The organism is Moraxella sp. RCAD0137, assembly GCF_002894025.1.
Taxonomy (GTDB): domain Bacteria; phylum Pseudomonadota; class Gammaproteobacteria; order Pseudomonadales; family Moraxellaceae; genus Moraxella; species Moraxella porci.
In genome coordinates, this window is sequence record NZ_LTCC01000001.1 from 235,659 (window position 1) to 261,885 (window position 26,227).

Genomic DNA, 26,227 nt, shown 5'->3' on the forward strand with positions numbered 1-26,227 from the left:
ATCGTATGATCGCTTAGATGAATTTGGTGATCAGTTTGAGTGGCAGATATTTCATACCAAGACCGATCGGCAGCCACGGCCATGCTGGCACATAAGCCTCATCGACTTTGGCTTCGATGGCCTTGACGATCACATCCGCACCCTCGTCTTCTTCAACCTCGAATGGCAGATATTTGGCACCGATATTCAGATCAGTGCGCACATAACCCGGATAGATGGTTGAGATGGTGATGGGCAGTTTTTCTTTGATCATATCCGCTCGGATGCCTTCGGCCAGACGCGCCAAGCCAGCTTTGGCAGCTGCATAAGTGGTCAGATGACGCGGCAGACCACGCACCGCTGACATGCTAGAGATCACCACAAGCTGTCCGCTGTTCTGGGCACGAAAAATCTGCATCGCCGCTTCACATTGAGCGATGGCAGCGATAAAGTTGGTTTCGGCTGTGGCGCGGTTGATGTTAAATCGACCATGGCCGATCACGCGACTGTCGCCGACGCCAGCATTGACGATGATCTTATCGATCTTACCGATTTTGGTGGCAAAGTCGTTAAACACCTCAAAAATCTGCTCATAATCGGTCACATCCAAGCGCGCAGTATGCACCGTGATGCCATAATCGCCCTCAAGCTCAGCTTTGATGGCATCGAGTCGCTCCAAACGACGGGCGCAGATCGCCAAATCATAACCCAAAAAGGCAAATTTGCGCGCCATCATCGCTCCAAGACCAGAGCTGGCACCCGTGATCAGCACGGTTTTGCCAGCGCCTGTGCCACGGATGTCATTTAGGTCTTTAATTTTATTAAAGCGATTGGCGATCACACGGCCAAATTTATCCACCTTTAAAAACAATGCTTCGAGTTTTTTCATCAATGTATAACCAAAATAATCAAATTAAATCCAATCAGCTGCTTGCTTTGATTGAAAAGATGGCCTATTTTATCGCAACTGACAAAAAATTCCCAGTAAATTTCATGCCAAAATCTGACTGCTTAGGACATCTTAAGCCAGCTTACGCGCGCATCACTTACACCCGAAACTTAGCAGCCAAATTCCCGACCCATGACATACTTTGATCGATGAGGCTGCTGACACTGCTGTCCAGCTGCTCGGCCAAACCCAACTTTTCAGCGAAGTTTGGCTTGCTGCGAGAATTGAGCAAATACACCTGCTGATTTTCAAGTTTGGATAATAAATATGCATCCGAGGTGCCGATTTGGTCGATGAGATTTAAGCGCTTGGCATCTTCACCAAACCAAATCTCACCTGTCGCGATCTGATCGACATCCAAGCTTGGACGATGGCGCGCCACAAAATCCTTAAACAGCTCATGAATACGCTCGATATCAGCTTGATGCTTGGCACGATCTTCATCGGTATTTTCACCAAAGACAGTGACGGTGCGCTTATGCTCGCCTGCGGTAAACTGCTCAAAATGCACATCGTGTTTTTTTAAAAACTCATGAAAATTTGGCAGCTGACTGACCACACCGACTGAGCCTAAGACCGCAAAGTCACTGGCGATGATCTGATCGGCCGTACACGCCATCATATAGCCACCGCTGGCGGCGATTTTATCAACACAAATGGTCAGCTTTAGATTGGCCGACTTAATGCGCTCAAGCTGTGCTGCTGCCAGACCATAGGCATGCACCTGACCGCCGCCGCTCTCTAGACGCAGCACCACTTCATCACCTGCTTTGGCGACGCTGATGATGGCACTGATCTCTTCGCGCAGATGCTGCACTGCACTGGCACGAATATCACCATCAAAATCCAGCACATACACCGACTGGCCATCAGCCTGCTGATCAGCTGATACCTCACTGTTTTGATGCTTGGCAACTTTATTTTGCCGCGATGACTTAAGCAGCTCACACAGCTTATTCATCAGCTGATGTGGCGCATCGTCGCGATCGGATTGGATGGCCTCGATGCGCTTTTTGGTGTTTTTTTGGACTTTATTAAGATGAATAATGCGCAGTTCGACCGGTTTTTTTGGGGTATGTAACATGATATTCCTATATGACTAATGATGTATCCATTGACTTGGTGAAGCCAAGCCAAGCTTGTGGCAGATATTGGGTAGATGTTGGCAAATTTAAATCGCAAACCATCAAAAATTACAAAAACGCCACAAAGCATTATCCAAGCGCTGGGATCTAACGCGAGGATTCAGCTTTGGTTTTATTTTTCAGACCCACACCGCGCAGACGCCCTCTGTGATCGACATCACGGACGATCAGCGACCAAGTATCATTTAAATGCACCTCATCGCCTTTGACTGGCTCGGTCTTAAAATGCTGCATCATATACTCTTCAACGGTTTGGTTTTTGGCTTGTGTCAAGGCATCAATGAGCTTGTCATCAACCCCAGCTAGGCTGCCTGCCACTGGTGGCACTGTAAAGACATCAAAAGCATTAGCCACAGGTTTTGGCAAGCGACTGTTATTGGCCAATGATCGTGTGGCCAGATTATAAAATGGCAAATCTGCGATACGCGCATGCGGTGACAACAACCAATCGCCATAAAATTCGCTGTTTTTTTGGTATTGCGTGGCGGAATTGTTAAAGATTTTGGCGACACTTTTGGCATCATCGCCACGCATCGCATACCAAACCACATCGCCCATTTTTAAGATGGTGTCTTCGGTGACTTTGACCAATTTATCATGGCGCACCAGCGCAAACAGTGACACTTGATCGGTGTTAAATTTGCTGGAAATGGCCTGTGGATGACGACCTATGGCAAAGGCGCCTTGCTTGACTTCAAATTCATACAAAGTAATGTTGGCTTGATCACCCACCCAAATCTCATGCTCAGCTTTGGGTTCATCATTGGTCGGTACCCACACCCGAAACAGTCGCGACATCATCGGAATGCTCGCGCCTTGAACCAAGAGCGAGAAGATCACCACCCCAAAGGTAATATTAAACGCCAAGTCCGCCCCTGGCACTTGCATGGTCACAGGAATGATGGCAAGGGTAATCGGCACTGCACCGCGCAGCCCCACCCATGAGATAAAGCCAATCTCACGAAAGCCGAATCGAAACGGCAACAGCGAAGTCGTGACAGCGATTGGACGCGCAACAAACAACAAAAACAAGAAGATAAACAAAGAATAATGCAGCACCTGCAAAATGCTCGATGGCTGCACAAGCAAACCCAATACCACGAACAGCACCGCTTGGGCAAGCCATGCAAAGCTGTCCATCACGCGCAGTACATGTTCGGTGGCGCGCACTTTGGTGTTACCGATGATCACACCTGCCAAATACACCGCCAAAAAGCCAGAGCCGCCCATCAAATTGGTAAAGCCAAAGACGATCATCCCAGCAGACATAATTAAAATCGCGTACATGCCATCAGCCAGATGGACTTTTGGCAATAGCTTAGACAGCGCCCAACCAGCCAACAAACCCAGCACCAAACCGATGCCAATTTGACTGACAAGCATCATCAAAATATCGCCAACACTTTGGCCAGCAGGATCAAGATTCAGCGCGATCATCGCTGTGACTAGCAAGATCGCCAATGGATCGTTGGCGCCTGATTCGATCTCAAGCGTCGCCTGTACACGGTCATTGAGCTTGACGCCGCCATTACGCAGCAGACTAAAAACAGCCGCAGCATCGGTTGAGCCAACGATCGCTGCCATCAACACGCCCAATCGCCAATCCACATCCAATAGCCAAGTCGCAAACACGCCAAGCGCCATCACAGTGGCCAGCACGCCCCAGCTGGCCAAGGTCACCGCAGGCTTTAGCCCGACACGAAAGGACTGCAGCGATGTACGCAGACCGCCATCAAGCAAAATACAAGCCAGCGCCGCTTGACCAATGAAGTTCGCCAAATTATATTCAGCAAACTCAATACCCAACACCCCTTCTTCGCCAGCGAGCATCCCCACCGCCAAGAAAAATAACAAAAGCGGCACACCAAGACGCGCCGACAGGGTACTGGTCATGATGCTGGCAAAAATCAGCATCGATGCGACCACATATAAGATGTTTAAGGTATCCATAACTCAATCCCAGTTTTGGCTAATAAAGCCATCAAGCACCACAAATTCACTACCGCCAAAGACTGTCTAAAACAGCAGTCCAACATTCAGCCCATCAAGTTCATAAATCATTGTTATTTCAAGGGGCAAACTGCATCAATCCTATCATAACTGCCATCAATATACCACCCAAAACCCCCAAAAAAATCCGCCAATTTTTCATATTTTGGCATTCATCTACCAAAACCTCCGATCTTGTCTGTTTTAGACAGCTACAGATAACCTGAGCGTGACTGATGACATCTGCATAAAAGCCTGAGTTTTATTGGAATTTTTATTAACAGCCAATTGAAAGCAGCAAGCAATTTCATGGTCAACAATCGCAGCCAAAGAGGAATGTAAAAAAGCGTAAATTTTATTATCTCAATACTTGCACGATTGCCAATTACAAGGCATAATGTAGCGTTTTAAAGACAAACCTAACTTTCGGTGCGCTGCTGTCAAATTTGTGGCTGCACTTGATGATTATTAAGTAAAATTGATTAAGGCAAATTTTTATGATGCGTAGCACTTATTGCGGTCAAGTGACCGAAGAGCTGATTGATCAAACCATCACCATCGCAGGCTGGGTACATCGTCGCCGTGACCACGGTGGCGTGATTTTCCTAGATATGCGAGACCGTGAGGGCTTATTGCAAGTGGTGATTGACCCTGATACCCCTGAGGCTTTTGCTACTGCTGATGCTGCGCGTTCTGAATATTTGCTAAAAATCACCGGCCGTGTGCGCCGCCGCTATGCAGGCACCGAGAACCCAAATATGGTGAGCGGTCAAGTTGAGCTATTGGGCAAAGAAATTGAGCTACTTGCCAAGGCTGACACCCCGCCATTCCCATTGAATGATGACAACATCACTGTCTCAGAAGAGCTGCGCCTAAAATATCGCTTCTTAGATATGCGTCGCCCAGAGATGCAAGAGCGTATGAAATTCCGTGCCAAAGCCACTTCGACCATCCGTCGCTATCTGGATGATCATGGCTTCTTGGATGTTGAGACGCCTGTACTGACTCGTGCCACCCCTGAAGGCGCTCGTGACTATCTGGTACCATCGCGTACTCGCCAAGGCAACTTCTTTGCCCTACCACAATCACCACAGCTATTTAAGCAGCTATTGATGGTAGCAGGTTTTGATCGCTATTATCAAATCGCTAAGTGCTTCCGTGATGAAGATTTGCGTGCTGACCGTCAGCCTGAATTTACTCAGGTGGATATCGAAACTTCATTCCTATCAGATGAAGAGATCATGGATATCGCGGAAGGCTTGACCAAAGATCTGTTCAAGACGATGCTTAATGTCGAATTTGACAAATTCCCACGCATGACTTATGCCACCGCGATGCGTGATTATGCATCAGATAAGCCTGATTTGCGTATTCCTTTGAAGCTCGTTGATGTCGCTGATATCATGCAAGGCGTTGAATTTAAAGTATTCTCAGGCCCTGCCCAAGATCCAAAAGGTCGCGTGGCTGCTCTTCGTGTGCCAAACGGTGCTGAGATGAGCCGTAAGCAAATCGATGAGTACACCAAATTTGTCGGTATCTATGGCGCCAAAGGCTTGGCATATATCAAAGTCAATGATGCCACCAAAATCAACAACGGTGTGGATCAAGAGTCTGGCCTACAATCACCGATCATCAAGAACATGACTGATGATGTACTGATTGAGCTGATTAAGCGTACCGAAGCACAAACTGGCGATATCATCTTCTTTGGTGCTGACAAAGCCAAAGTGGTGAATGATGCGATGGGTGCACTGCGTGTCAAAATCGGTACTGATTTGAATATGTTCACTTGTGAATGGGCGCCGCTATGGGTAGTTGATTTCCCAATGTTCGAAGAAACTGACGATGGCAAATGGACTTCGGTGCATCATCCATTCACCCGTCCAAAAGGTTCTGTCGAAGAGCTAAAAAACAGTCCAGAGACTGCTCTATCAATCGCCTATGATATGGTGCTAAATGGTACTGAAATCGGCGGTGGCTCACTGCGTATCAATACCGTTGAGATGCAAGAAGCTGTCTTTGATGCGCTAGGCATCTCAAAAGAAGAAGCTGAGCTGAAGTTTAAGTTCTTGATGGATGCGCTTCGTTTTGGTGCGCCGCCACATGGTGGTTTGGCATTTGGTTTGGATCGCTTGATCATGTTGATGGTGGGCGCAAGCTCAATCCGTGATGTGATTGCTTTCCCGAAAACCAAAACTGCTGACTGTCCATTGACCGAAGCACCTGCTGCTGTCGATAACAAACAGCTGCGCGAGCTTGGCATTCGTGTCCGTGAAAAAGAAAAGGCAGAATAAGCTCCAATGTCGTTAGGCCTCTTAAAATACATGCCGCTGTCAGTCCTTCATGGATTGGCAGCTGTTTGTGCTTATGTGGCGCACAGCTTTAATCTAAGCATCTATCGCAGTATCAACGCCAATCTGATTTTGGTATATCCCAATATGCCAGATGAGGATCGTGCGATATTGGCCAAAAAAATCCTAAAAAACCAACTTTCCAGTGCCATTGATAGCTTTAAAAGCTGGGCGATGCCGCCTGAATGGTCGGTCAATCAAATCACCAAAGTGCATCATCAGCACATCCTTGAACAGGGCCTATCCAATCCAAACGGCATGCTCGCCATCGTCCCTCATATTGGCACTTGGGAAATGATGAATGCATGGCTAAATACCTTTGGATCACCGACCATTATGTATAAGCCAATCAAAAATCCCAACGTCGATGCCTTTGTGCTGGCAGGTCGTGAACGATTGAATGCCACATTGGTGCCAACCGATGCCACAGGCGTCAAGGCAATTTTTAAGACGCTGAAAGATGGTGGCTTTAGTATCATTTTGCCCGATCATGTACCCGACCCTTCAGGCGGCGTGGTGGTGCCGTTTTTTGGAATTGAGACCATGACCAGTACCCTTGCGCCCAAGCTTGCCGCCAAGACCAATTGCGCTTTGGTGGGGTTAAGCTGCGTCAAACGCGCTGATGCCGATGGCTTTGAGGTTTTTTGTTATGCGCTTGATGATGAGCGCCTATACCATAAAGACATTCACATCAGTACCACCGCCTTAAACCACGCGATGCAGCAGATGATCGATGTGCATTTTGAGCATTATATGTGGGGATATCGCCGTTTTAAGAACACACCACTGGTGGATAACCCTTATCTATTGCCACACGATGAGCTTCAACAGATCGCCATCAAATTACATCAGGCCACCCAAACATCCTAAGGATTACCATGACTGACACCAATTACATCATCTGCATGAAGTGGGGTACCAAATACGGTGCTGAATATGTCAATCGACTTTATAATATGGTGGCTCGTAACATCACCCTACCATTTACCATGGTCTGCTTGACAGATGACACTACAGGCATCCGTGATGAAGTGGTTTGTTACCCGATTCCAGAGCTGAATCTGCCAAGCAATATCCCTGAGCGCGGCTGGAAAAAACTCACCACCTTCAAGCCTGATTTATACGGCCTAAAAGGTACGGCACTGTTTTTGGACATCGACATTGTAATCGTTGGTAATATCGATAGCTTTTTTACGCACCAGGCGGAGCATGACGACAGTGTGATGATTATTCGTGACTGGAAAAAACCGTGGCGTATGGTGGGTAATAGCTCGGTGTATCGCTTTAAGGTGGGTTATAACACCTATCCGCATTTGCTGGAATATTTTGAAAATAATTTTGAAAAAATCCGCAGCGAAGTGCGTCATGAACAGGCATTTTTGTCCAATTATCTGCGCGAGCATCATCACCTTGAATACTGGGATCCTTCGTGGTGCGTGAGCTTCAAATATCATTGCCTGCACAAGATTCCTTTGGCGTATTTTCTACCCCCCAAAAAACCTACCAATGCCAAAATTGTCATTTTTCATGGCGAGATCAATCCACCAGATGCCATCACAGGCGGTGGCGGCAAATGGTATCGCTATGTGCTACCAAGCAAGTGGATCAAAGAAGCTTGGCAATAGGTAATAAAAAGACTGCTATGGCTAAGCAGTCTTTTTATTGGCTTTAGACACAGGTCAATGGATTTGGCATAAAACCTTAGCCATATCATCCGCTAAGATGCAGCATCTAAGATTTGGCAAGCTTACGCACCTCGGTGATGGTTTTGCCACCCAATCCATAATTATCCATATCGATCTCATCGATGACCACGACGGTCGTGGCAGGATTTTTATTCAAGACGCGCGCGAGCAGTTCGGTCACGCCTTCGATGATTTGCTGCTTTTGTTCGACACTAGGCGCTTCACTGCCGCCTGTGACTTTGACATTGACATAGGGCATTTTTATCTCCTTTTATTTTGGTGGATTATCCATCATAGATGAAATTATCAAAGTATCTTAATTTATTGAACAGCTTAGCCTTTTTGCCAAGCGATCATCGCACCCATCAATAAAGCGATCATCGCAAGCAATAAAGACATCTCAAATCCTTGTGTCCAGCGATACAGCTGTGCTGAGACGATCGGCCCTAAAATTTGGCCAATACTATAAGCGACTGTGGCGATGGCGATCAGGTTTTTGCCAGTTTTGGCGGTCAGCTGCTTGGCGATAGGCATCACCAAAGTCACCGTACCCATAAACCCACCACCGACAAGCAAAGCGCTTAACATATAGCCCATCGTGTATGGCGCAACCACGGGCAAAATCACACCGATCGCTTGCATCAGCATATTTAGCACAAGTGACATGCGCGTACCTAAGCGCTGACAAATCTGATACCAGATGAAACAAGAGGGTATCACACTCAGCCCAAATGCCGTCCAGACAAATTCGATATCAGCATTGGCCACGGCAAGGGTGATCAAAAGCGGTAAATAAGTCGCGGTAATGATATAGCCAAACCCCGCCAAGCCATATAATACAGGCAATGCCTGAGCATCCAAACGACTATTAGTAGCAGCAACTGATACAGATACTGGGCTGTCTTGGCTTTGTTCAAAGAACAATCCATGGATCACCAATGCTGTGGCAGCCAGAGCGACAAGTGCAAGCAATAGCCATATCTGTGGTGACAACCAGCGCTCTGACATCACCGCCACCAGTTGCGCTGAAGTGGCAATTCCCAGACCGACGCCTGCGTACATGATGGGTGCTGCATTCAGCTTTTGGCGCTGCCCCAATAACCACATCGAGGTAGCTACGATACCAACAGCACTGAACACGCCTGCCAACAATCGAATGCCGATGATCAGCACGCCTAAGCTTGTCAAATACAATGCACCCAGCGTGATCGCAGTGCCAAGCAGTGCCACCAAAGCCCATTGATGCGCCTGATCAAGCTTGATGCGTATCGCGCCGATCGCGCCGATGAGATAGCCCAGATAATTGGCTGCTGCTGCCCAACTGCCCTGCTCAATGTCCAAAATCTGCTCATTGACCATATAAGGATACAGTGCAGTATAGGCAAATCGCCCAAAGCCCATCACCACAGCCAGCATCAAAGCAGCCTCAAGGCCATTTTTTAAGGTACTACGCATCGCCATGCCAACTGCCAAGTGTTCAAAAGATATCATTAGCTTACTTGAGTTGATTTACATATGCAAACAATGTTTGGTATTTTGTAAATTTATACAGCCATATTGACAGATTATAACCCATCGGATGGGATGGATAATTGACATCATCTTTAGCATCAAAGCTTGCGATACACCTCATCAAAAGGCACACGAAAACGCTCGCCCCACACGCCATTGTCGGTGCGATAGCCGCACGAAATGATCATGTTAATCTCGGCAGCATCAGGCAGATTGAGCAGATTTTTGACCATTTTACTGTCAAATCCCTCCATCGGACAAGTATCCGCGCCTGCCGCACTCATCGCCAGCATGAAGGTCTGTGCCGCCAACGCGCAGCTTTTGTGTACCATGATGCGCACATCAGTGGCAGAGACGCGATCATAGACGGGTTTGAATTTTTGGATGGTTGAGAACACCAATTTGCGTGCATTGGCCACGCCAAAATTGGTGCGATAAATCATCGGCATGGTCACGCCATAATAGCGCTCAACGCGTTTGATGCGCGCCGCCTGTCGTGATTCGGGGGAATAACGCTGGATATTGCCGCGCTCGAATGCCAATGCCGCTTTGGCACGCTTTGCATAATGGTCTTGACGCGTCACGAACACCACCATCTGCTGTGCGCTCGTGGCCGCCTGCTGTGATAGGCACGCCTTGGCCAGTTGATCAAGCAGCGCAGCATCAGTAATGTGATAAAACTCATACAGTTGCATATTTGAGCTACTGGGTGCTAGCTGAGAGAGTTCAAGACACTCTTTGACCAACTTAGGATCCAAACTTTGATTGGCATCATACTCAGGCACAGCACGGCGATGGTTGACGATGTCTTTAAAATGCTGCATGGCACACCTCTTAATCTTTACAAACTTTTGGCTTTGGCTGGCACTTAGCGCTTAAACATATCTGCTTGGCGATTTTTTTTGACATAATCAATCATACAATCACGCAACAGCTGACTGGCCGTGCGATTGTTATCGCGGGCGGCCTTTTTAAATTGCTCAACCAGATTTTTATCGACGCGCATGTTAAAGGTGGTTTGTTCGCTGTGATTCATCAGATTCTCCAACATATTGAATTTATGAGATAATTTGGGTGGATTTTAGCATAATTGCAATGACAATGCAAGTACTTTGTCTTTATAATACCATCGCTAAAGCCATCATAGCAGTATTGATCTATAGCTGAGCGCGCATTGAGCTTGCTGACATTTGCCCATAAAAAAAATCACCCCAACCAATGGTCAGGGTGATTGGCCAAAGCCATCGATTAGATTCTAAACTGTGGCAGTAGCGCTGGAATCCCAGGGAACATCCCCACCGCCGCCATCACAGCGCACAGCACGACAAAGCCCACCAAAGGAATGATCACGCGGCCACTCAAGCCCAGCTCGACGCTGCGCTGCTTATCACCGATCAAGCCCAGATTGTCCAGCATCATCGTCAGCGACCAACCAAATACAGGATTGACCAGTGCAGAGGCGAACACGACAATCGCGGCTGACTGAGTGGTCTTGCCTTTGCGCGTCATTTCCATGCCCGCCTCAAGCAGAGGCACAAACACTGCCACGATCAGCGCCACGGACAGCACAGGCTGCCAGATCGCCAAATCCATCGGATAACCCCAAATACTGGCAATGATACAAAACACCGCCGTCAGTACCGCACCTGCTGGAATGGGACGTTTGGCGATGGCGGCAGGAACGATGTAAGTTCCCCATGATGAGGCGAAATTGGCGCCGCCCAACAGCGACCCTGCTGCCTGACGCGCCGATGCTGCAATCATGGTATCATCAATGTTCATGTGCGTGCGCTCAGAATTTGGCGGATAGCTGATTTTTTGGAATACTTGATGGCCAAGAAAATCAGGCGACCACATGGCTACGGCCAGCACCGCAAACGGGAAGACCACCACAAAGGCCTTTAGGTCAGGCAAGCCCATTGTCCAACCCGTATCCTCACCCCACCAATAGGCAGGATTTAATGGCGGCAGACCAGGCTCGGTTTTAAATTCAAAAGGCGCACCCAAAGCAAACGCAATAAAACCTGCCAACGCACAGCCAATCGGTACGGCCAGCCAACGCTTTTGCCAATGCTCAAGTAGCGCGTACATCACGATCGTGGCGATGATGATAACAAAAGCCAAGTGCGGTAAGCCGATCTGCTCCGACCAAGTCATCATGTTTTTGACCTGAGCGATCAGACCAACAAAGCCCAAGTATAATAACAAACCACCTGCCACGCCATTACTGGTCAGCTTAGCAAGCAAAGATCCGCCCTTAAAAAGCCCCAGCAAAATGCCGAACACGCCGATCAAAATACCAAATGCCAAAGGATGTCCGCCAGCAGCCACGACCAAAGGAATCAGAGGAATCAATGGGCCATGCGTGCCTGCCAAGTTGGCTGTCGGCAACAAAAACCCTGATAACAGCAGCACAAACACCGCCGCGATCAGCATCTCATAGCGCACATTTTCCAGTACAAAAGCTTCACCAAGGCCAAGCGGTGCTGCAAATGCCGCTGCCATCGCGCCGACCATCACGATTTTACCGATCGTACCAGCCATCGCAGGAATGGCATCTTCAAACTCAAAGCGATAATCACGAAATGGCAAATTGGCTCGCCAACGACGCGGCTTCATGATCTGAAGCTCGTGGTTTAAATAGGCGTCGCGCGACTCAAAGCTTGAGCTTGGGCGATGCAGTTCGCGGTAGCTTTTGTTTGAATTATCATCAATCACTGAATTAGAATCACTCACAATAGTCTCCTTTTATTGCTTTTGAACGATCATCTTTTCACTTACAAAACAAGTGTACTTGTTATTTTGATTGCAGGATTATAACTTGCTTTAGTATGTCTGTCATGCATTATTTTATAGAAATGATAATAAAACCCCAAAATTATTTTTATTTGCAACTTTGGCATAACTGTAAGTCATATCTTGCATTGTGTGATGGTATCGATAAATTTGTATTGTCATATATACAAATTATCTCAACAATGGGATTTTATCGCCAATCTTCACCTAAGCGTCGGCTGCTTGGCAGATTCATAAAAATCTGGATGAATCCTTAGAACAAATTTGCTAAAATGATCCATTATACCCTCCATTTAGGATCGATCATGACATCTGCTACTCATCCTTGCCCTACCTGTCAAACACCAACCCAATGGTCGGATAATCCGCATCGACCGTTTTGTTCTGAGCGCTGTAAGCTTATTGATCTGGGTGCATGGGCATCAGATGAGTATGTGATAGCAGGTGAGGACAGCCCTTTTTCGGGGCAATTAGATGATTCATCCACAGCGTATTGATTTGGACACAGATCGAATTTATATCATTAAGGAAATCCCATGAGCACTCATTTGATGCCAACTTATGCCCGTCAGCCCATCAACTTCGTGCGTGGCGATGGCTCATATTTATACACCGCAGATGGCACAGCCTATTTGGATGCGCTCACAGGCATCGCTGTCTGCGGTCTTGGGCATTGTCATCCTGCCATCACCGCCGCGATCCAAGCACAGGCAAGCGAACTTGTGCATACCAGTAATTTATTTGAAGTCAGCTGGCAAGAAAAAGCGGCCGATCTTTTGTGTCTAGCTGCTGGCATGGAGCAAGTATTTTTTGCCAATTCAGGCGCTGAGGCCAATGAATGCGCCCTAAAGCTTGCACGCGCCTACGCACACAAGCAAGGCAAGCGCCGCGCAAAAGTCATCGTGATGGACAATGCCTTTCATGGTCGCACCCTGCTGACGGTATCAGCCACCGCCAACCCAAAAGCGCGCGCTGGATTTTATACCTTAGATGAGGATTTTATCCGTGTGCCTTTTGGCGATGCTGCAGCCGTGGCAGCACACAGCGCTGATGCGGATGTTTGTGCCGTGCTGGTCGAACCGATCCAAGGCGAAGGCGGACTGCATACGCCAGCAGACGACTATCTGGAACAACTCTCCAAAATCTGCCATGATAATGATTGGCTGTTGATGCTCGATGAAGTCCAAACTGGCAATGGCCGTACAGGCAAATATTTTGCGTATCAGCATTCAAGCATCACGCCCGATGTTCTTACGACTGCCAAAGGCTTGGGCAATGGCTTTCCTGTTGGTGCCTGCATGGTCAATGGCAAAGCAGTCGGACTGTTTGGGGCTGGTTCACACGGCTCAACTTATGGCGGTACGCCCTTGGCAAGCCGTGTGGTCTGTGCGGTGTATGAGACTTTGGATGACAGCATCATGCAAAATGCTATCACCCAAGGTGACAAAATCCGCGCTGCGGTTATCAATGCCTTTGGCGATCATGGCATCCAAGCTCGAGGTCGCGGCATGATGATTGGCTTTGCAATGCCAGATACCCTCGACCTAACCAAGGCGGTCGATCTGGCACGCGATGAGTATCAATTGATCATCAATGTCACGGGTGGTAATGTCATTCGCCTGCTGCCAGCATTGACTTTGTCTGATGCCGACACTCAAGCACTGATAGACAAACTGTGCGCACTCATCGGCAAGCTAATCGATGCAGCACAGCCATCGATGTGAAAATCATGTCAAACCAAGCCTCTTTGCACCCACAAATAAGCACATCCGATGGCTCGCCTGCTCTGCTGTTCAATGATGGGCAAGCCACGGCGCGGCTGACTTATGCTCAGCAGCAGCGCATCACTCGCTTATGCATTCGCTGCGCGCTATTGCTCATGCAATATGGCGCTGAGTCAGCGGTCGTCGTCGATCTCACCAAGCGCTTGGGCAAGGCGCTTGGCATCGATGGCGTCGAATGTGGCTTATCCTTTAATGCTGTGACGCTCACCACTTTATACCAAGGGCGCTGCATCACCACAGTGCGCAACACCGTGCATCAAGGCATCCATGTCAGTATCTTAGTGCAGATTCAGCAGATCGTCTTACACGCCGAAGAAGCTTGGCAGTCGCGTCAATTTATCCTAACCTTGAGCGAACAAGATGCACTGATCGATGGCATCGAACAGAGTTTTGATGGCATGGCGCGCACCACTTACCCAAATCTGCTGGTCTCATTATTTGTCGGCATCTCTTGCGCCAGTTTTGCTTATCTAAATGGTGGCGATTGGATGATCGCACTGGTGACATTGGTTGCAGGCTTTGTGGCCATGCGAATGCGCATATTTTTGGCGGCGCACCACTTCAACCCATTTGTCGTGGTCATCATCACCGCCTTTACCGCCACTTTACTCGGCGCATCTGCGTACTTTTTGGAATTGGGGAGTAATGCTGACATTGCCGTCGCTGCCAGCGTGCTGCTACTGGTACCCAGCTTTCCCATCATCAATTCACTGTCTGATATCCTAAAAGGCTATATCAACATGGGCGTCGGTCGCTGGATGTTCGCCACCATGTTGACACTCTCTGCCTGTGTTGGCATCGTGATTGCGCTGATTTTCTTGGGCATTCCACATTGGGGGCTGTGATGGATTGGCTAATGATTCTTCAAAAAGTCGTGCTATCTTGCATCATCACCATTGGTTGGTGCTTGATGTTTACTTTGCCAAGGCGTTACATCATGCACTGCATGGCGGTCACGGCACTGGCTTTTGGCACCAAGCTTTTGATGGTGCAGGATGGCACACATCTTGCGATTGCCACTTTTTTTGGTGCGATGATGGGCAGCTTTTTGGGTGTGCGCTACGCTCAGCGATATGGATTGCCACCAAAGGCATTGATTGTGCCAAGTCTGATCTGCATGATGCCAGGTATCGCTGCCTATAAAGCCATGGTGAGCATGGTGCAGATCGGCTATTTTGGCTTTAGCATGGATTTGTTCATCATCATGATGCATCATTTTTTTGAGGCGATTTTTGTGATCTCAGCATTGGTGTTGGGATTGTCGATTCCTGGGATTTTATTTTATCGTAGAAAGCCAATTGTCTAAAAAAAGCCTATCGGATTTAAAAAAGTGCAGCGTAAAATCTGCACTTTTTTTGACTCTTAGATAATATAGACTTAATTTACCAAGCCTGTGCCAATGCTGACAACGCGCCTTTTAGCATCGCTGAGACAGTACTGTTACAGGTGCCGATGCCTGAGTAGATTTGACCATCGACAGACAGCTGGATATAAGCAGCAGCGGCATTGTGCGTTTGGTTGTCCTTGCCGTCATCGCTATCGATTTGGGCAGTTTGGCTGATGGCGTGTTCGGCATAGTTGGTGACATGGATTTGCTTGCCGGTTGCCTTGACTAGGCCATCAATGAACGCTGATAATGCACCATTGCCTTGACCGATGACTTCAAACACTTCGGTCGGTGCTGCCACTTGACCTTGGAATGATACTTCACCGCCTTTGTTGTTGATGGTGTAGTCGCTCAATCGGAAAGTATCTTGAGATAGATAAGTTTGGGTGAAGATTTCCAAAAGCTCTTCGGTCTTCAGCTCACGAGCCAGACTCTCGGCTTGGGCTTGCACCACACGAGCAAAGTCAATCTGCGTCCAGCGTGGCAAATTAAAGCCATAATGACGCTGTAGAATATACGCTGCACCGCCCTTACCTGACTGGCTATTGATACGCACGACATCTTGGTAGCCACGACCGATGTGTAGCGGATCGATTGGCAAATATGCCACATCCCAATGATTTTCCGTCTCTTTGTGCGATTCGTTATAATCCAGTGATTTTTTGATGGCATCTTGGTGTGAGCCACTAAATGCAGTGAACACAAGCTCGCCGACATACGGATGGCGTGGATGTACTGGCAAATTATTGCACTCAGTGACGATTTGCACCATTTCGCTGACTTGGCTAAAATCAAGCTCAGGATCGATACCTTGGGTATATAGGTTCATCGCCATCACCAGGATGTCCATATTGCCTGTGCGTTCACCATTGCCCAATAGCGTGCCTTCGATACGATCAGCACCTGCCATCAAGCCAAGCTCGGACGCTGCCACCGCACAACCACGGTCATTGTGCGTATGTAGGCTGATGATGACGTGCTCTCGTTGCTTGAGATGACGGCAGAAATATTCCACTTGGTCGGCATAGATGTTTGGTGTGCTGGCTTCGACCGTGGCAGGTAGATTTAGGATGACCGCTTGACCGTTTTGTGGTTGCCACACTTCACAGACAGCATCACACACTTCGACCGCATAGTCGGTCTCGGTTTGGCTAAAGCTCTCTGGGCTGTATTGGAACACCCATTCGGTATCTGGATAATTTTTTGCCTTATCGCGAAGCATCGTCGCTCCTGCGATGGCGATTTGTTTGATTTCTTCTTTGTCCATCTTATAGACTTTGTCTCGTTGGACTTTTGAAGTTGAGTTATACACATGGACGATGGCACGGCGAGCACCTTGTAGTGCTTCAAAAGTACGCTCAATCAAATGCTCACGCGCCTGCACCAATACCTGCAAAGTCACATCTTCAGGCACATGACCTTCTTCGATCAAACGACGGGTAAAATCAAATTCGACTTGTGCCGCAGAAGGAAAACCAATCTCAATTTCTTTAAAACCGATATCAACAAGCAATTTAAAGAATTTTAATTTTTGCTCAATATTCATCGGATCGATCAAGGCTTGGTTGCCATCACGCAAATCAACACTCGCCCAAATCGGTGCCTTGGTAATGGTCTTATCCGGCCAAGTGCGGTCAGTCAGCTTGGGTGCAAATTCAAAAGGACGATATTTGGTAAAATCGAACGCAGGATTTTTTGGGGTAATATGTGGCATGATGGCTCCAAATTAAAAGCAAATTAATCGTAATTTTTGATGCTTGGTATCATAACAAATTTAGTATAGCAATTTTTACCTATTTTTGCATTATTTTTAGCATCAATGAGTACAAATCACTAATTTTTTGATAATATATAGTGAATTTCACTCATTTTAAGAGATTTATCAGTTATGGCAACCGCCCAAGACATCGTGACGCTCGATGGCATCGATCGTAAGATTTTACGGATTTTAACAAACAATGCACGAGCATCCATCAGCGAGATCAGCGATATCATCAATCTATCCGCCACGCCCACCATCCGCCGTATCAAAAGGCTTGAAGAGCTTGGCATCATCACAGGCTATCATGCACACACCGACCCCGCCACACTGGGCTATACGCTGTCGGTCTATGTGGCGGTGAGCATGGATAAGCATACCGCTGAGCGTTTTGGCGAATTTGAAAGCCAAGTTCGCACCTTTGATGAAGTGGTCAGCTGTAGCGTTGTCACAGGTCGTAGTGAAGATTACCTGCTCAAGGTCTTGGTCAAAGATATGCGTCATTATGAAGAATTTCTACTACACAGGCTTAGTAAAATTGATGGTGTCAGTCAGCTACACACCAGTTTTGAGCTGCGAGAAGTGTTTAGCCGTTCAGCGGTATGACCACGCACTATGCTTGTGATATATGCTTTGATAGATGAATGGTGCGATGACAAATGGCATCAATCACTTTTGCATCGTGACTGATGATGAGCATGGCTGTTTGATACTTTTGATTAATTTTTCTTAATAAGTTCAGCAGCTTGACAATAGATATGCGATCGAGCATCGCCGTTGGTTCATCGAGAATCAACAGCTTTGGACGAGCAAGTAGAGCGCGCACGATACATATCCGCTGAATCTCACCCCCAGATAGACCGGATGGATAGCGATCCAGTAGCGTGGCTGATAGACCGCACAATTTTAATAGTTCATCCATATAGGCATCATCATAAGTATCATCATAGGCATCATCAATACTTTGGCACGCTTCAAGCAGACTTTGGCGGATGGTACGAGCAGGATTTAGGCTGTCTTTGACTTCTTGCATCACCAGCTGTGCTTGTCGCTGTCGCATTCTAAGCGCCCTGGCAGATAACTGGTACAGATCTTGATGATCGATGATGACTTTGCCAGTCACCATCAGCCTTGGATCTAGCCTTGTGATGGCTTTTACCAGTGTTGACTTGCCGACACCTGACGCCCCCATGATGCCGACGATTTCGCCTTGAGTGATTTGTAAATCAAACTCTTCAATCACAGTGGCAGACGGTCTCAAGCTCAGCCATTTTCTTGGGTGGCGTATGCCAAGATTTTGCACTGTCAATATCGGCTGCAATGTATCTGCCATCATCGGTGATGGCGTACCAAAATCTGCATCAAGTAGCGCCTGCGATATCCGATGGTGCAGCAATTGATCGACATCAAGCACAGCAAAACCATCCGATGACAAGACCAAAAACCGATCACAGCACGCCATTAGGCTTGGCAAATCATGGCTGATGAGTATCAGCGCTGTGCCTGTTTGTTTGGATAGATTAGTTAGTAGTTCTAAAATTTCATCTTTGAGATGGCTATCAAGCGCACCTGTCGGCTCATCGGCGATGATGACTTTTGGAGATCCTGCCAAAGCCTGTGCAATACTGATACGCCTTGCTTCACCGCCTGAGAGTTCATGCGGATAGGCAGATAAATAACGCTCAGCATCAGGTAGGTGCACCATCTCAAGCAGCTGTTTAGCACGGGCTTTACGCTCGTGTTTTGGGATACCAAGCGTGGCAAATAGCTTATCAAAGCTTGTCGCTATCGTATCCACAGGATTTAGCGATGCTTTAGGCTCTTGGAAGATGTATGCCATCTTGGTGCGTATCTGGGCAAATGCCCTATCATCACCTTGCCGATCAAGTGGCACACGCTCGCCTACAATCTGAGCCTTGGTAGATGATACACGCCAATATGCTGGCAAAAGCCCAAATAAAGACTGCATCAGTGCTGTCTTGCCGACACCTGATACGCCGACTACGCCCAAGATTTCGCCCGAATGCACATCAAGCGTCAGCCCCTGTATCAATACTTGCCGATCTGATGAGATGCTAAGATTGCTCAATTGCACCACTGGCAAGGCAGTATCATTACTTGACATCGAGTGCATTTCTTAGCCCTTCTCCAATCACAATCAAGAGCGACAGCACCACCGACAACACCACAAAGCCAGTCAGTACCAAATGCGGTGCATCCAAATGATTTTTGCCTTGGAGCAATAATTCACCCAAACTTGCCGAACCCATCGGCAAGCCCAAACCCAAAAAATCCAGCGTCGTCAATGCACTGATATTCGCCACCATCACAAAAGGCAGCTGTGAAAGTGTCAAAAGTAGCGTACTTGGCAGGATATGTCGCTTGATGATGGTGAGCGGATGCACGCCAAGATTTTGGGCAGCCAGTACATACGCCCTACGCCGTGTCCGCAAAAAATGCGCTCGCGTCAACGGCACGAGTGATAACCAACCAAAAGACAGCAACAGCACAAACAGCACAGGCACCGACGGCACAAACACACTTGCCAAAATCATCATCACAAACAGTTGCGGCAAACCCAGCCACACTTCCACAAACCGCTGACCCAGCAAATCCGCCAGCCCACCAAAATACCCCATCAATGCCCCAAGGGCAACACCAATCACGCTACCGACTAGGCTCAGCCCAATTCCCATCAATAGACAAATGCGAAGTCCATACAGCACACGAGCCAACACATCTCGCCCGACATCATCTGTACCAAGCCAATGGTTGCGACTGGGTTCACTTGGGTGTGGTGTCACAGCATCAAGCACCAGCGTATGTTCACCATAGGGTATCGGTGGCATGATAATCAGTCCATCACGGCGGATATGGTCAGTCAATACAGGATCTTGATAATTGGCACTCGTCTCAAACACACCGCCAAATGCCGTCTCAGGATAATCATGCAATAACGGCAAAAAGCTTTGGTCATGATGGCGAATAAATAGCGGTTTGTCATTGGCAATCACAGGTGCCAATAATGAAACACCGCCGATAATCATCAACAAAATCAATGAAAAAAACGCCAAACGCTCACGGCGAAATCTCGCCCAACGGCTCATGCCACAAGCTTGACTAACATTATGGCTACCCATCATCCATCACGCCCCAAAATCCACTCTAGGATCAATCAGCACATACAGCACATCAAATATCAGCTGCACCGCCATGCCAAGCAAGGTAAATATGTACAAAATCCCAAACATCAGCGGATAATCTCGCTGCACCACCGCATCATAGGCAAGCCGTCCCAGTCCGTCTATCCCAAAAATCACTTCAATCAAAAAATTGCCCGAAAACAGCACGCCCACCACCGCCAGTGGCAAACCTGAGACAATCGGCAACAGAGCATTTTTGAATACTTGTGTGTATAAAATACGCAGCTTGGACAGACCCCGAGCACGCATGGCAAGCACATAAGATGAGCCAAGCTCATTCATCACGCTAAATTTGGTCAAATACGCAATCCCTGCAATCGAGCCCACACTACTGGCAAGCACAGGCAGTGTCAGATGCCAGAGTAAATCAGCTGCCCTAGCCCAAACGCTTAGCTGCTCAAAGTTTGGCGATACTACCCCTTGAATGGGGAAAATCTGCCACACGCCTGCAAACAGCACAAGCAATAGCACCGCCATCATAAATACCGGCAAAGCGTGTAGCACAGACAACATCACCATCATCAGATGATCTTTGGCACTGCCATGCACCTGTGCCTTATACATCCCGATCATCACGCCAAAACCATAGGCAACCAAAAGGCTTAACGCACCAAAAGCAAGACTGATTGGCAGTTTTTGGACAATCAAATCCATCACCGATTGACCCTGAAAAAACGACTGCCCAAACTCAAACTGAGCAAAATTTTTCACCATCAGCCAAAATCGCTCATCAGCCGGCAAATCAAAGCCAAAACGCGTATTTAGCTCTGCCATCATTTGGGCAGATAACCCTTGTGAGCCTTGATAATGCTGAGCCAAGGCAAATCCTTGGGCGGCAAGTGACTGTTGTTCGGCTTGGATTTTGGCAAGCTGCTGTTCGACTGGCCCACCAGGGGCGATTTGGATGATGGCAAAGTTAATCAGCAAAATCAAAAACAGTGTCGGTACCATCAAGGCGAACCGCTTAAGTATATAGCTCATCGATACCCCTGATGTGTGATGATGTTCTGATTGTGTGATTGGTGTTTCATGGCTGATTTGATGGTTTTGTATGGTTTTGTATGGTTTTGTATGGTTTTGTATGGTTTTGTATGGTTTTGTATGGTTTTGTTGGGTTGATTTACATTTTCTAATCAAGCGGTCAAATGATTGTAAAGAATCGATGAGCCAATCACCATCAGCATCACACCACCTGCAATCATCGCCCCTTTGCCAAACCGCTCGCCCAGTCTGCGACCAAGATACAGCCCCATCGTTGCCATGATGGTGGTCGCAAGTCCAATCAATACCGCCGACAGCCAAATATTGACCTCCAAAAATGCCAATGATACACCCACCACCATCGCATCAATACTGGTCGCAATCGCTGTAATCAATAGCCAAATCCCCGTGCGAGTCTCAGACGCCTCATCGTCCTCGTCGCCCCAGATGGCTTCATAGATACAGCGAATACCCAGTATCATCAAGAGCACAAAGCCAATCCAGTGATCGACACTCTCCATCCATTGATGTGCCACTTTGCCCATCAACCAGCCAATCACAGGTGCAATCGCCTCAACCACGCCAAACACCAAGCTATGCTTGATCGCCTTGGTCAAGGTCATGCCTCGTGCTGCCGTGCCTTTGGCGATGGCTGCCGAAAACGCATCCATCGACATCCCAAAGGCAAGAATAATTAGAGCAATCAGACTCATTGATGATTCACTTATTTTAATCTATGTGATGATTTGATTGACCAAACCGCCAAATCCAGCCAAAGCCGTGCATTTTAATACTGCTTTTAATCTTGATCTAATCGTGGTATAGATAGTGTTTATGCATTAATCATACATTGTTTAGGCATTGTTTTTGGCGATACGCAAAGCCGTAAATACTGATAATCCATCATCAGCACAACCAAGCTTGTCAGCCATCGTTTGACGCAGTGACGGCTCAAAGCTGTGCAAAAAAACATTAATCTGCTTTTCATAGCCAAGCTGTGTCGGTAAGCTTATTTTAGCATTTTCTAGGCGTGATTGGGTATCAAGGATGGCAGTTTCGATGGTTTTTTTGGCGCTATCAGCGCAGACTGTTTGAGCAAATTTCAGATTCGATAGCGTATATTCATGCGCAGGATAAAATAGCGTCTCATCAGGCAGTCTCAAATACCGCTCAAAGCTTGCATAAAGCTGTTCAATCGTCCCTGTAAACACCCGCCCACAGCCACCACTAAATAGCGTATCGCCACAAAAAACTCGCATCACGCCATCTATCTGCACAAGGTAGCTTAAGTGGCTATCGGTATGCCCTGCACTCATCTGCACAGTAAAATCAAGCCTCATGATATGAAGCTGACTGCCTTCATCAACTGGCACAGCATCGGTAAGTCCATGATGACTATGTGCGTACAATGTACAGTCTTTATAAAGACTCATAAGCTTATCCACACCACCGATATGGTCGTGATGGTGATGGGTAATGAGTATCGCCACAGGTGTCAGCTGATGGGCATTTAGGTAGCTGATGACCTCATCGGCAGAGCCCGGATCGACGATGATGGCGTGTTGATCGGTACGGATTGCCCAAATATAATTATCGTCAAATGCCTTGATGGCGTGAATGTGAAAACTGCTCATAATTTTTATAACCTAGTCAGTGGGTTGATACCACCAATAATCCAGACCAATACTGCTGGTTGGTGGGCGTGTTGGGTGGTGATAGCCTTGATAATACAGGATATCAGTGCTGTTTTTGCCATACCAAGGGATCATATATTCACCTGCAAGCAGTAGCCGATCTAGTACCTTGGCATACAGCTCGATCTCTTGGCGTGATGTGGCTTTGCTAAGCTTCACAATCACGGCATCAACCGCAGCACTTTTGATGCCAATGGTGTTTTGGTTGCCCACCTCATCTGCTGATGCCGAACCCCACAGATAGCCCTGCTCAGCACCTGGTGAATTGCCCTGCATAAAGCTGTCTATGATCATATCAAACTCATAGGCTCGCTTGGCGTGCAGATAGCTTGAGCCATCCATTCGTCGCAGCTGTGCATCGATACCCAGCCGCTTTAGATGTGTGATATAGGGCAATAGCACGGCTTGATATTGATCATCCTGTACCAAGATTTCAAGGCGTACGGCTTGACCATCTTTATCATGTAGCTTGCCATCCTGATAAGTAAATCCAGCATCCAGCAAAAGCGCTCTTGCTTTTAGTAAATTATCACGATTGATACCATCGCCCATCGATACTGGCTGAATGGGTACGCCCATAATGGCGGATTGTTCATCAGAATTGAGCGGTAATTCTTGTAATACAGCCAATTCTTTGGCACTTGGCTTGCCCATCGCCTGTAGTGGCGAACCAAAAAAGTAGCTGGTGAGTCGCTGATATTCACCATAAAGCAGTTGTTGATTTGTCCATTCAAAATCAAACGCCAAATTCATCGCCTGACGCACACGCTTATCAGCAAATAAAGGACGGCGTAGATTCATCACCAGCCCCTGCATCAAGACAGGATTTTGGTTGGTGAGTGAGACTTTTTGGATGGTACCCGTGCGTGCATTTGTCTGATCAAAAGTTGCCCATCGCTTGATGTCATTTTCGATACGAAAGCGGTATTGACCAGTTTTAAAGGCTTCAAATGCCACGGCTTCATCAGCAAAATACTGATATTCAATCACATCAAAATTAAACCGACCTCGATTGACCATCACATCCGCTCCCCAATAATTTGGATCTCGGACATAGCGTATTCGCCGTGATGGCTCGGCAAGCTCAAGCTGATACGCCCCACTACCCATCAACGGTACAAGACCAACTTGATCAAATCGCTGATCGATATCCGCTTTGGCAAAAATAGGCATCAGCCCGACACTGGCACCCAAATCCGCCGATGCCACTTGGTTAAAATAAAACTTCACTCGATGGCGATCCAGCACTTCGATGGCTTCAATCCCACCCAAAAATCCCCGCCATGACATTAGGCCCTTGGTCAATATCGCCTCAAAAGTCGCCTTGACATCCTCTGCCGTTACCGCACTACCATCCCAAAACTTCGCCTTAGGATGAATATGATAAATAATCCAACTGTCATCATCAGGATTATGCGTCACCGCGTTGGCAAGCTGTGGATAGAGCACATAAGCTTCATCGAGCGAGCCTGCCATCAAGGTGTCATACAGATAAAAAGTGCCTGTCGCAGGAATACCCTGATCAATAAAGCTATTTAGGCTATTAAACATCCCGATGGCAGACATCGACAGCACGCCACCTTTTGGTGCATCAGGATTGGCATAAGGCAAATGTGTCGCTTGATCGTATTTGGCATCATTATTGACGGTCAGGACACTGCTTGTGATGACACCGCTGTTTAGATGATTGTGGCGAATGGTTGGCGATAATTTATCAGCGGATAAATCAAGCGAATCTTTTGTGTCAGACTGCACCATGGCCATCTGCCCATCTGTAGTTTGCTTGCCGTCCGTACAGCCTGTCACTACAGCCGTCGCACCAATCACGCACAACAAAAACCACGACCCAAACACCTGCTTGGCTCGTGGTTTATAATGCTGATTCAAAAGCTGGTTCATCGATACGGTTGATGACAGATTAGCCGTGCTTACGCTCAAATTCAGCCATAAAGCTTACCAAAGCCTGAACCTGCTCAAGCGTGATGGCATTGTAGATACTTGCACGCATACCGCCGACGACACGATGGCCTTTTAGGTTCAATAAACCTGCTTGTTTGGATTCTTCCAAAAATAGCTTATCCAGATTGCTATCAGCCAATTGGAATGGTACATTCATGATTGAGCGGTGCTTTGGATTGACTTTATTGGTATAAAAATCACTGGCATCAATCGCATCGTACAGCGCTTTGGCTTTGGCATGATTTATCTTGGCAATCGCCTCAACACCACCTTGCTCAAGCAGCCATTCAAACACCAAACCCGACAAATACCATGCATAAGTCGATGGCGTGTTAAGCATTGAATCATTTTCAAATTGATTTTTATAATTCATCACATTTGGGCACCATGGACTTGCCTTGTCTAGCAAATCTTTACGGATGATGACCAAAGTCAATCCAGCAGGACCAATGTTCTTTTGTGCACCGGCATAAATCATGCCAAAGTCATTGACATTGATTGGCTCTGATAGGATGCATGATGAGAAGTCAGCGACAATCGGCGCATTGACTTTTGGTGTATCAAAGATTTGTACGCCGTGAATGGTCTCATTTGGGCAGTAATGAAAATAGCTTGCGCCATCGGTCAGCTGCCAAGTATCAAACGCTGGCACATCACTACCATCCCCTTCGGCGACCAAGTTAATTTTGCCAAGTCCAAGCGCCTCGTAGCGTTTGGCTTCTTTATAGGCCTTTTGAGACCATGCACCGGTGTTTAGATAGTCAGCTGTACCGCCGTTTAGCAGGTTTAGCGGAATGCTTGAGAATTGCAATGCTGCACCGCCTTGCAAAAACAGCACCGCATACTCATCACTGATGTTCATCAGCTTTCGCAAATTGGCTTCGGCTTTTTGGGCAAGCTCGATATAGTCAGCGCTGCGATGGCTAATCTCCATCACTGATGCGCCAAGTCCCTGCCAATCAAGCATCTCAGCTTGGGCGCGCTCAAGGACGGCAGTCGGCATACTGGCAGGACCAGCACAGAAATTTGCTAAACGGGTCATGGGATTATCCTT

At 47.5% G+C, this 26,227-nt stretch carries 24 protein-coding genes; 8 read left to right on the forward strand and 16 right to left on the reverse strand.

Translation table 11 applies throughout. The annotated features are described in order from the left end of the window. Positions 1 to 13: 13 nt before the first annotated feature. From AZ602_RS01010 to AZ602_RS01020, 3 genes are all read right to left on the reverse strand, one after another. Positions 14 to 868, reverse strand: coding sequence for an SDR family oxidoreductase (locus AZ602_RS01010; protein ID WP_103033295.1), 855 nt, complete (start codon positions 866 to 868; stop codon positions 14 to 16). A gap of 157 nt (positions 869 to 1,025) precedes the next feature. Continuing rightward, positions 1,026 to 2,012, reverse strand: coding sequence for a protease SohB (gene sohB / locus AZ602_RS01015; RefSeq protein ID WP_103033296.1), 987 nt, complete (start codon positions 2,010 to 2,012; stop codon positions 1,026 to 1,028). A gap of 148 nt (positions 2,013 to 2,160) precedes the next feature. Further along, positions 2,161 to 4,023 carry a potassium/proton antiporter gene (locus tag AZ602_RS01020; protein ID WP_103033297.1) on the reverse strand — a complete coding sequence of 621 codons (1,863 nt, stop codon included), beginning with the start codon at positions 4,021 to 4,023 and terminating at the stop codon, positions 2,161 to 2,163. 536 nt (positions 4,024 to 4,559) lie between these two features. Between AZ602_RS01020 and aspS the strand changes: the two genes are divergently transcribed. Genes aspS through AZ602_RS01035 form a run of 3 tightly spaced genes read left to right on the forward strand, consistent with a single transcriptional unit; the run spans position 4,560 to position 8,038 of the window. After that, positions 4,560 to 6,356, forward strand: a complete 1,797-nt coding sequence (gene aspS / locus AZ602_RS01025; RefSeq protein ID WP_199174060.1) for an aspartate--tRNA ligase — start codon at positions 4,560 to 4,562, stop codon at positions 6,354 to 6,356. A gap of 6 nt (positions 6,357 to 6,362) precedes the next feature. Then, positions 6,363 to 7,283 carry a lysophospholipid acyltransferase family protein gene (locus AZ602_RS01030; protein ID WP_103033298.1) on the forward strand — a complete coding sequence of 307 codons (921 nt, stop codon included), beginning with the start codon at positions 6,363 to 6,365 and terminating at the stop codon, positions 7,281 to 7,283. An 8-nt stretch (positions 7,284 to 7,291) separates the two neighbouring features. Next, the gene (locus AZ602_RS01035) at positions 7,292 to 8,038 is read left to right on the forward strand and encodes a glycosyltransferase (RefSeq protein ID WP_103033299.1); all 747 of its coding nucleotides are present in this window, start codon (positions 7,292 to 7,294) and stop codon (positions 8,036 to 8,038) included. A gap of 106 nt (positions 8,039 to 8,144) precedes the next feature. Here the strand turns inward: AZ602_RS01035 and AZ602_RS01040 are convergent, their stop codons facing one another. The 5 genes from AZ602_RS01040 to AZ602_RS01055 form a co-directional block, all read right to left on the reverse strand. Then, positions 8,145 to 8,357: a 4-oxalocrotonate tautomerase family protein gene (locus AZ602_RS01040; protein ID WP_078316974.1), complete on the reverse strand. Its 213-nt coding sequence runs from the start codon at positions 8,355 to 8,357 to the stop codon at positions 8,145 to 8,147. Between the two features lie 74 nt (positions 8,358 to 8,431). Continuing rightward, positions 8,432 to 9,553, reverse strand: a complete 1,122-nt coding sequence (locus tag AZ602_RS01045; RefSeq protein WP_158245101.1) for a YbfB/YjiJ family MFS transporter — start codon at positions 9,551 to 9,553, stop codon at positions 8,432 to 8,434. Positions 9,554 to 9,708: 155 nt separating this feature from the next. Next, positions 9,709 to 10,434, reverse strand: coding sequence for a nitroreductase family protein (locus AZ602_RS01050; protein WP_103033301.1), 726 nt, complete (start codon positions 10,432 to 10,434; stop codon positions 9,709 to 9,711). A gap of 44 nt (positions 10,435 to 10,478) precedes the next feature. Beyond that, positions 10,479 to 10,646: a hypothetical protein gene (locus AZ602_RS10095; RefSeq protein ID WP_169835662.1), complete on the reverse strand. Its 168-nt coding sequence runs from the start codon at positions 10,644 to 10,646 to the stop codon at positions 10,479 to 10,481. Positions 10,647 to 10,858: 212 nt separating this feature from the next. Next, on the reverse strand, positions 10,859 to 12,346 hold the full coding sequence (locus AZ602_RS01055; protein WP_103033302.1) for a DUF3360 family protein: 1,488 nt from the start codon (positions 12,344 to 12,346) through the stop codon (positions 10,859 to 10,861). A 365-nt stretch (positions 12,347 to 12,711) separates the two neighbouring features. Here AZ602_RS01055 and AZ602_RS01060 point away from each other — a divergent pair, with 365 nt between their 5' ends. The 4 genes from AZ602_RS01060 to AZ602_RS01075 are packed head-to-tail and all read left to right on the forward strand — an operon-like array spanning position 12,712 to position 15,496. Further along, positions 12,712 to 12,903, forward strand: a complete 192-nt coding sequence (locus tag AZ602_RS01060; protein ID WP_078316971.1) for a DNA gyrase inhibitor YacG — start codon at positions 12,712 to 12,714, stop codon at positions 12,901 to 12,903. 39 nt (positions 12,904 to 12,942) lie between these two features. Further along, entirely contained in the window at positions 12,943 to 14,130 is a 1,188-nt protein-coding gene (locus AZ602_RS01065; protein WP_103033303.1) for an acetylornithine/succinylornithine family transaminase, read from the forward strand. A 5-nt stretch (positions 14,131 to 14,135) separates the two neighbouring features. Continuing rightward, complete coding sequence (locus AZ602_RS01070) at positions 14,136 to 15,035, forward strand: threonine/serine exporter ThrE family protein (RefSeq protein ID WP_369803836.1); 900 nt, start codon at positions 14,136 to 14,138, stop codon at positions 15,033 to 15,035. 11 nt (positions 15,036 to 15,046) lie between these two features. Further along, a complete protein-coding gene (locus AZ602_RS01075) occupies positions 15,047 to 15,496 on the forward strand; it encodes a threonine/serine exporter family protein (RefSeq protein WP_369803837.1) in 450 nt (149 codons plus the stop codon). 76 nt (positions 15,497 to 15,572) lie between these two features. On the opposite strand, the gene leuA is transcribed toward AZ602_RS01075, so the two are convergent. After that, positions 15,573 to 17,291 (reverse strand): 2-isopropylmalate synthase, encoded by a 1,719-nt coding sequence (leuA, locus tag AZ602_RS01080; RefSeq protein WP_103033305.1) that lies wholly within the window; start codon positions 17,289 to 17,291, stop codon positions 15,573 to 15,575. A 174-nt stretch (positions 17,292 to 17,465) separates the two neighbouring features. Here leuA and AZ602_RS01085 point away from each other — a divergent pair, with 174 nt between their 5' ends. Further along, positions 17,466 to 17,942, forward strand: a complete 477-nt coding sequence (locus AZ602_RS01085) for an Lrp/AsnC family transcriptional regulator (protein WP_103033306.1) — start codon at positions 17,466 to 17,468, stop codon at positions 17,940 to 17,942. 7 nt (positions 17,943 to 17,949) lie between these two features. Here AZ602_RS01085 and AZ602_RS01090 read toward each other — a convergent pair whose 3' ends face one another. From AZ602_RS01090 to serC, 7 genes are all read right to left on the reverse strand, one after another. Beyond that, positions 17,950 to 19,461, reverse strand: coding sequence for an ABC transporter ATP-binding protein (locus tag AZ602_RS01090; RefSeq protein WP_158245102.1), 1,512 nt, complete (start codon positions 19,459 to 19,461; stop codon positions 17,950 to 17,952). Continuing rightward, on the reverse strand, positions 19,451 to 20,479 hold the full coding sequence (locus tag AZ602_RS01095) for an ABC transporter permease (RefSeq protein ID WP_103033308.1): 1,029 nt from the start codon (positions 20,477 to 20,479) through the stop codon (positions 19,451 to 19,453). The genes AZ602_RS01090 and AZ602_RS01095 overlap by 11 nt, the downstream gene beginning before the upstream one ends. Before the next feature lie 3 nt (positions 20,480 to 20,482). After that, positions 20,483 to 21,520, reverse strand: coding sequence for an ABC transporter permease subunit (locus AZ602_RS01100; RefSeq protein ID WP_103033309.1), 1,038 nt, complete (start codon positions 21,518 to 21,520; stop codon positions 20,483 to 20,485). Positions 21,521 to 21,672: 152 nt separating this feature from the next. Beyond that, positions 21,673 to 22,233 carry a manganese efflux pump MntP family protein gene (locus tag AZ602_RS01105; protein ID WP_103033310.1) on the reverse strand — a complete coding sequence of 187 codons (561 nt, stop codon included), beginning with the start codon at positions 22,231 to 22,233 and terminating at the stop codon, positions 21,673 to 21,675. Between the two features lie 141 nt (positions 22,234 to 22,374). Continuing rightward, positions 22,375 to 23,154, reverse strand: a complete 780-nt coding sequence (gloB, locus tag AZ602_RS01110) for a hydroxyacylglutathione hydrolase (protein ID WP_103033311.1) — start codon at positions 23,152 to 23,154, stop codon at positions 22,375 to 22,377. A gap of 12 nt (positions 23,155 to 23,166) precedes the next feature. Continuing rightward, positions 23,167 to 25,113 (reverse strand): extracellular solute-binding protein, encoded by a 1,947-nt coding sequence (locus AZ602_RS01115; RefSeq protein ID WP_103033312.1) that lies wholly within the window; start codon positions 25,111 to 25,113, stop codon positions 23,167 to 23,169. A gap of 19 nt (positions 25,114 to 25,132) precedes the next feature. Continuing rightward, positions 25,133 to 26,215, reverse strand: coding sequence for a 3-phosphoserine/phosphohydroxythreonine transaminase (serC, locus tag AZ602_RS01120; RefSeq protein ID WP_103033313.1), 1,083 nt, complete (start codon positions 26,213 to 26,215; stop codon positions 25,133 to 25,135). Between the last annotated feature and the right edge of the window lie 12 nt (positions 26,216 to 26,227).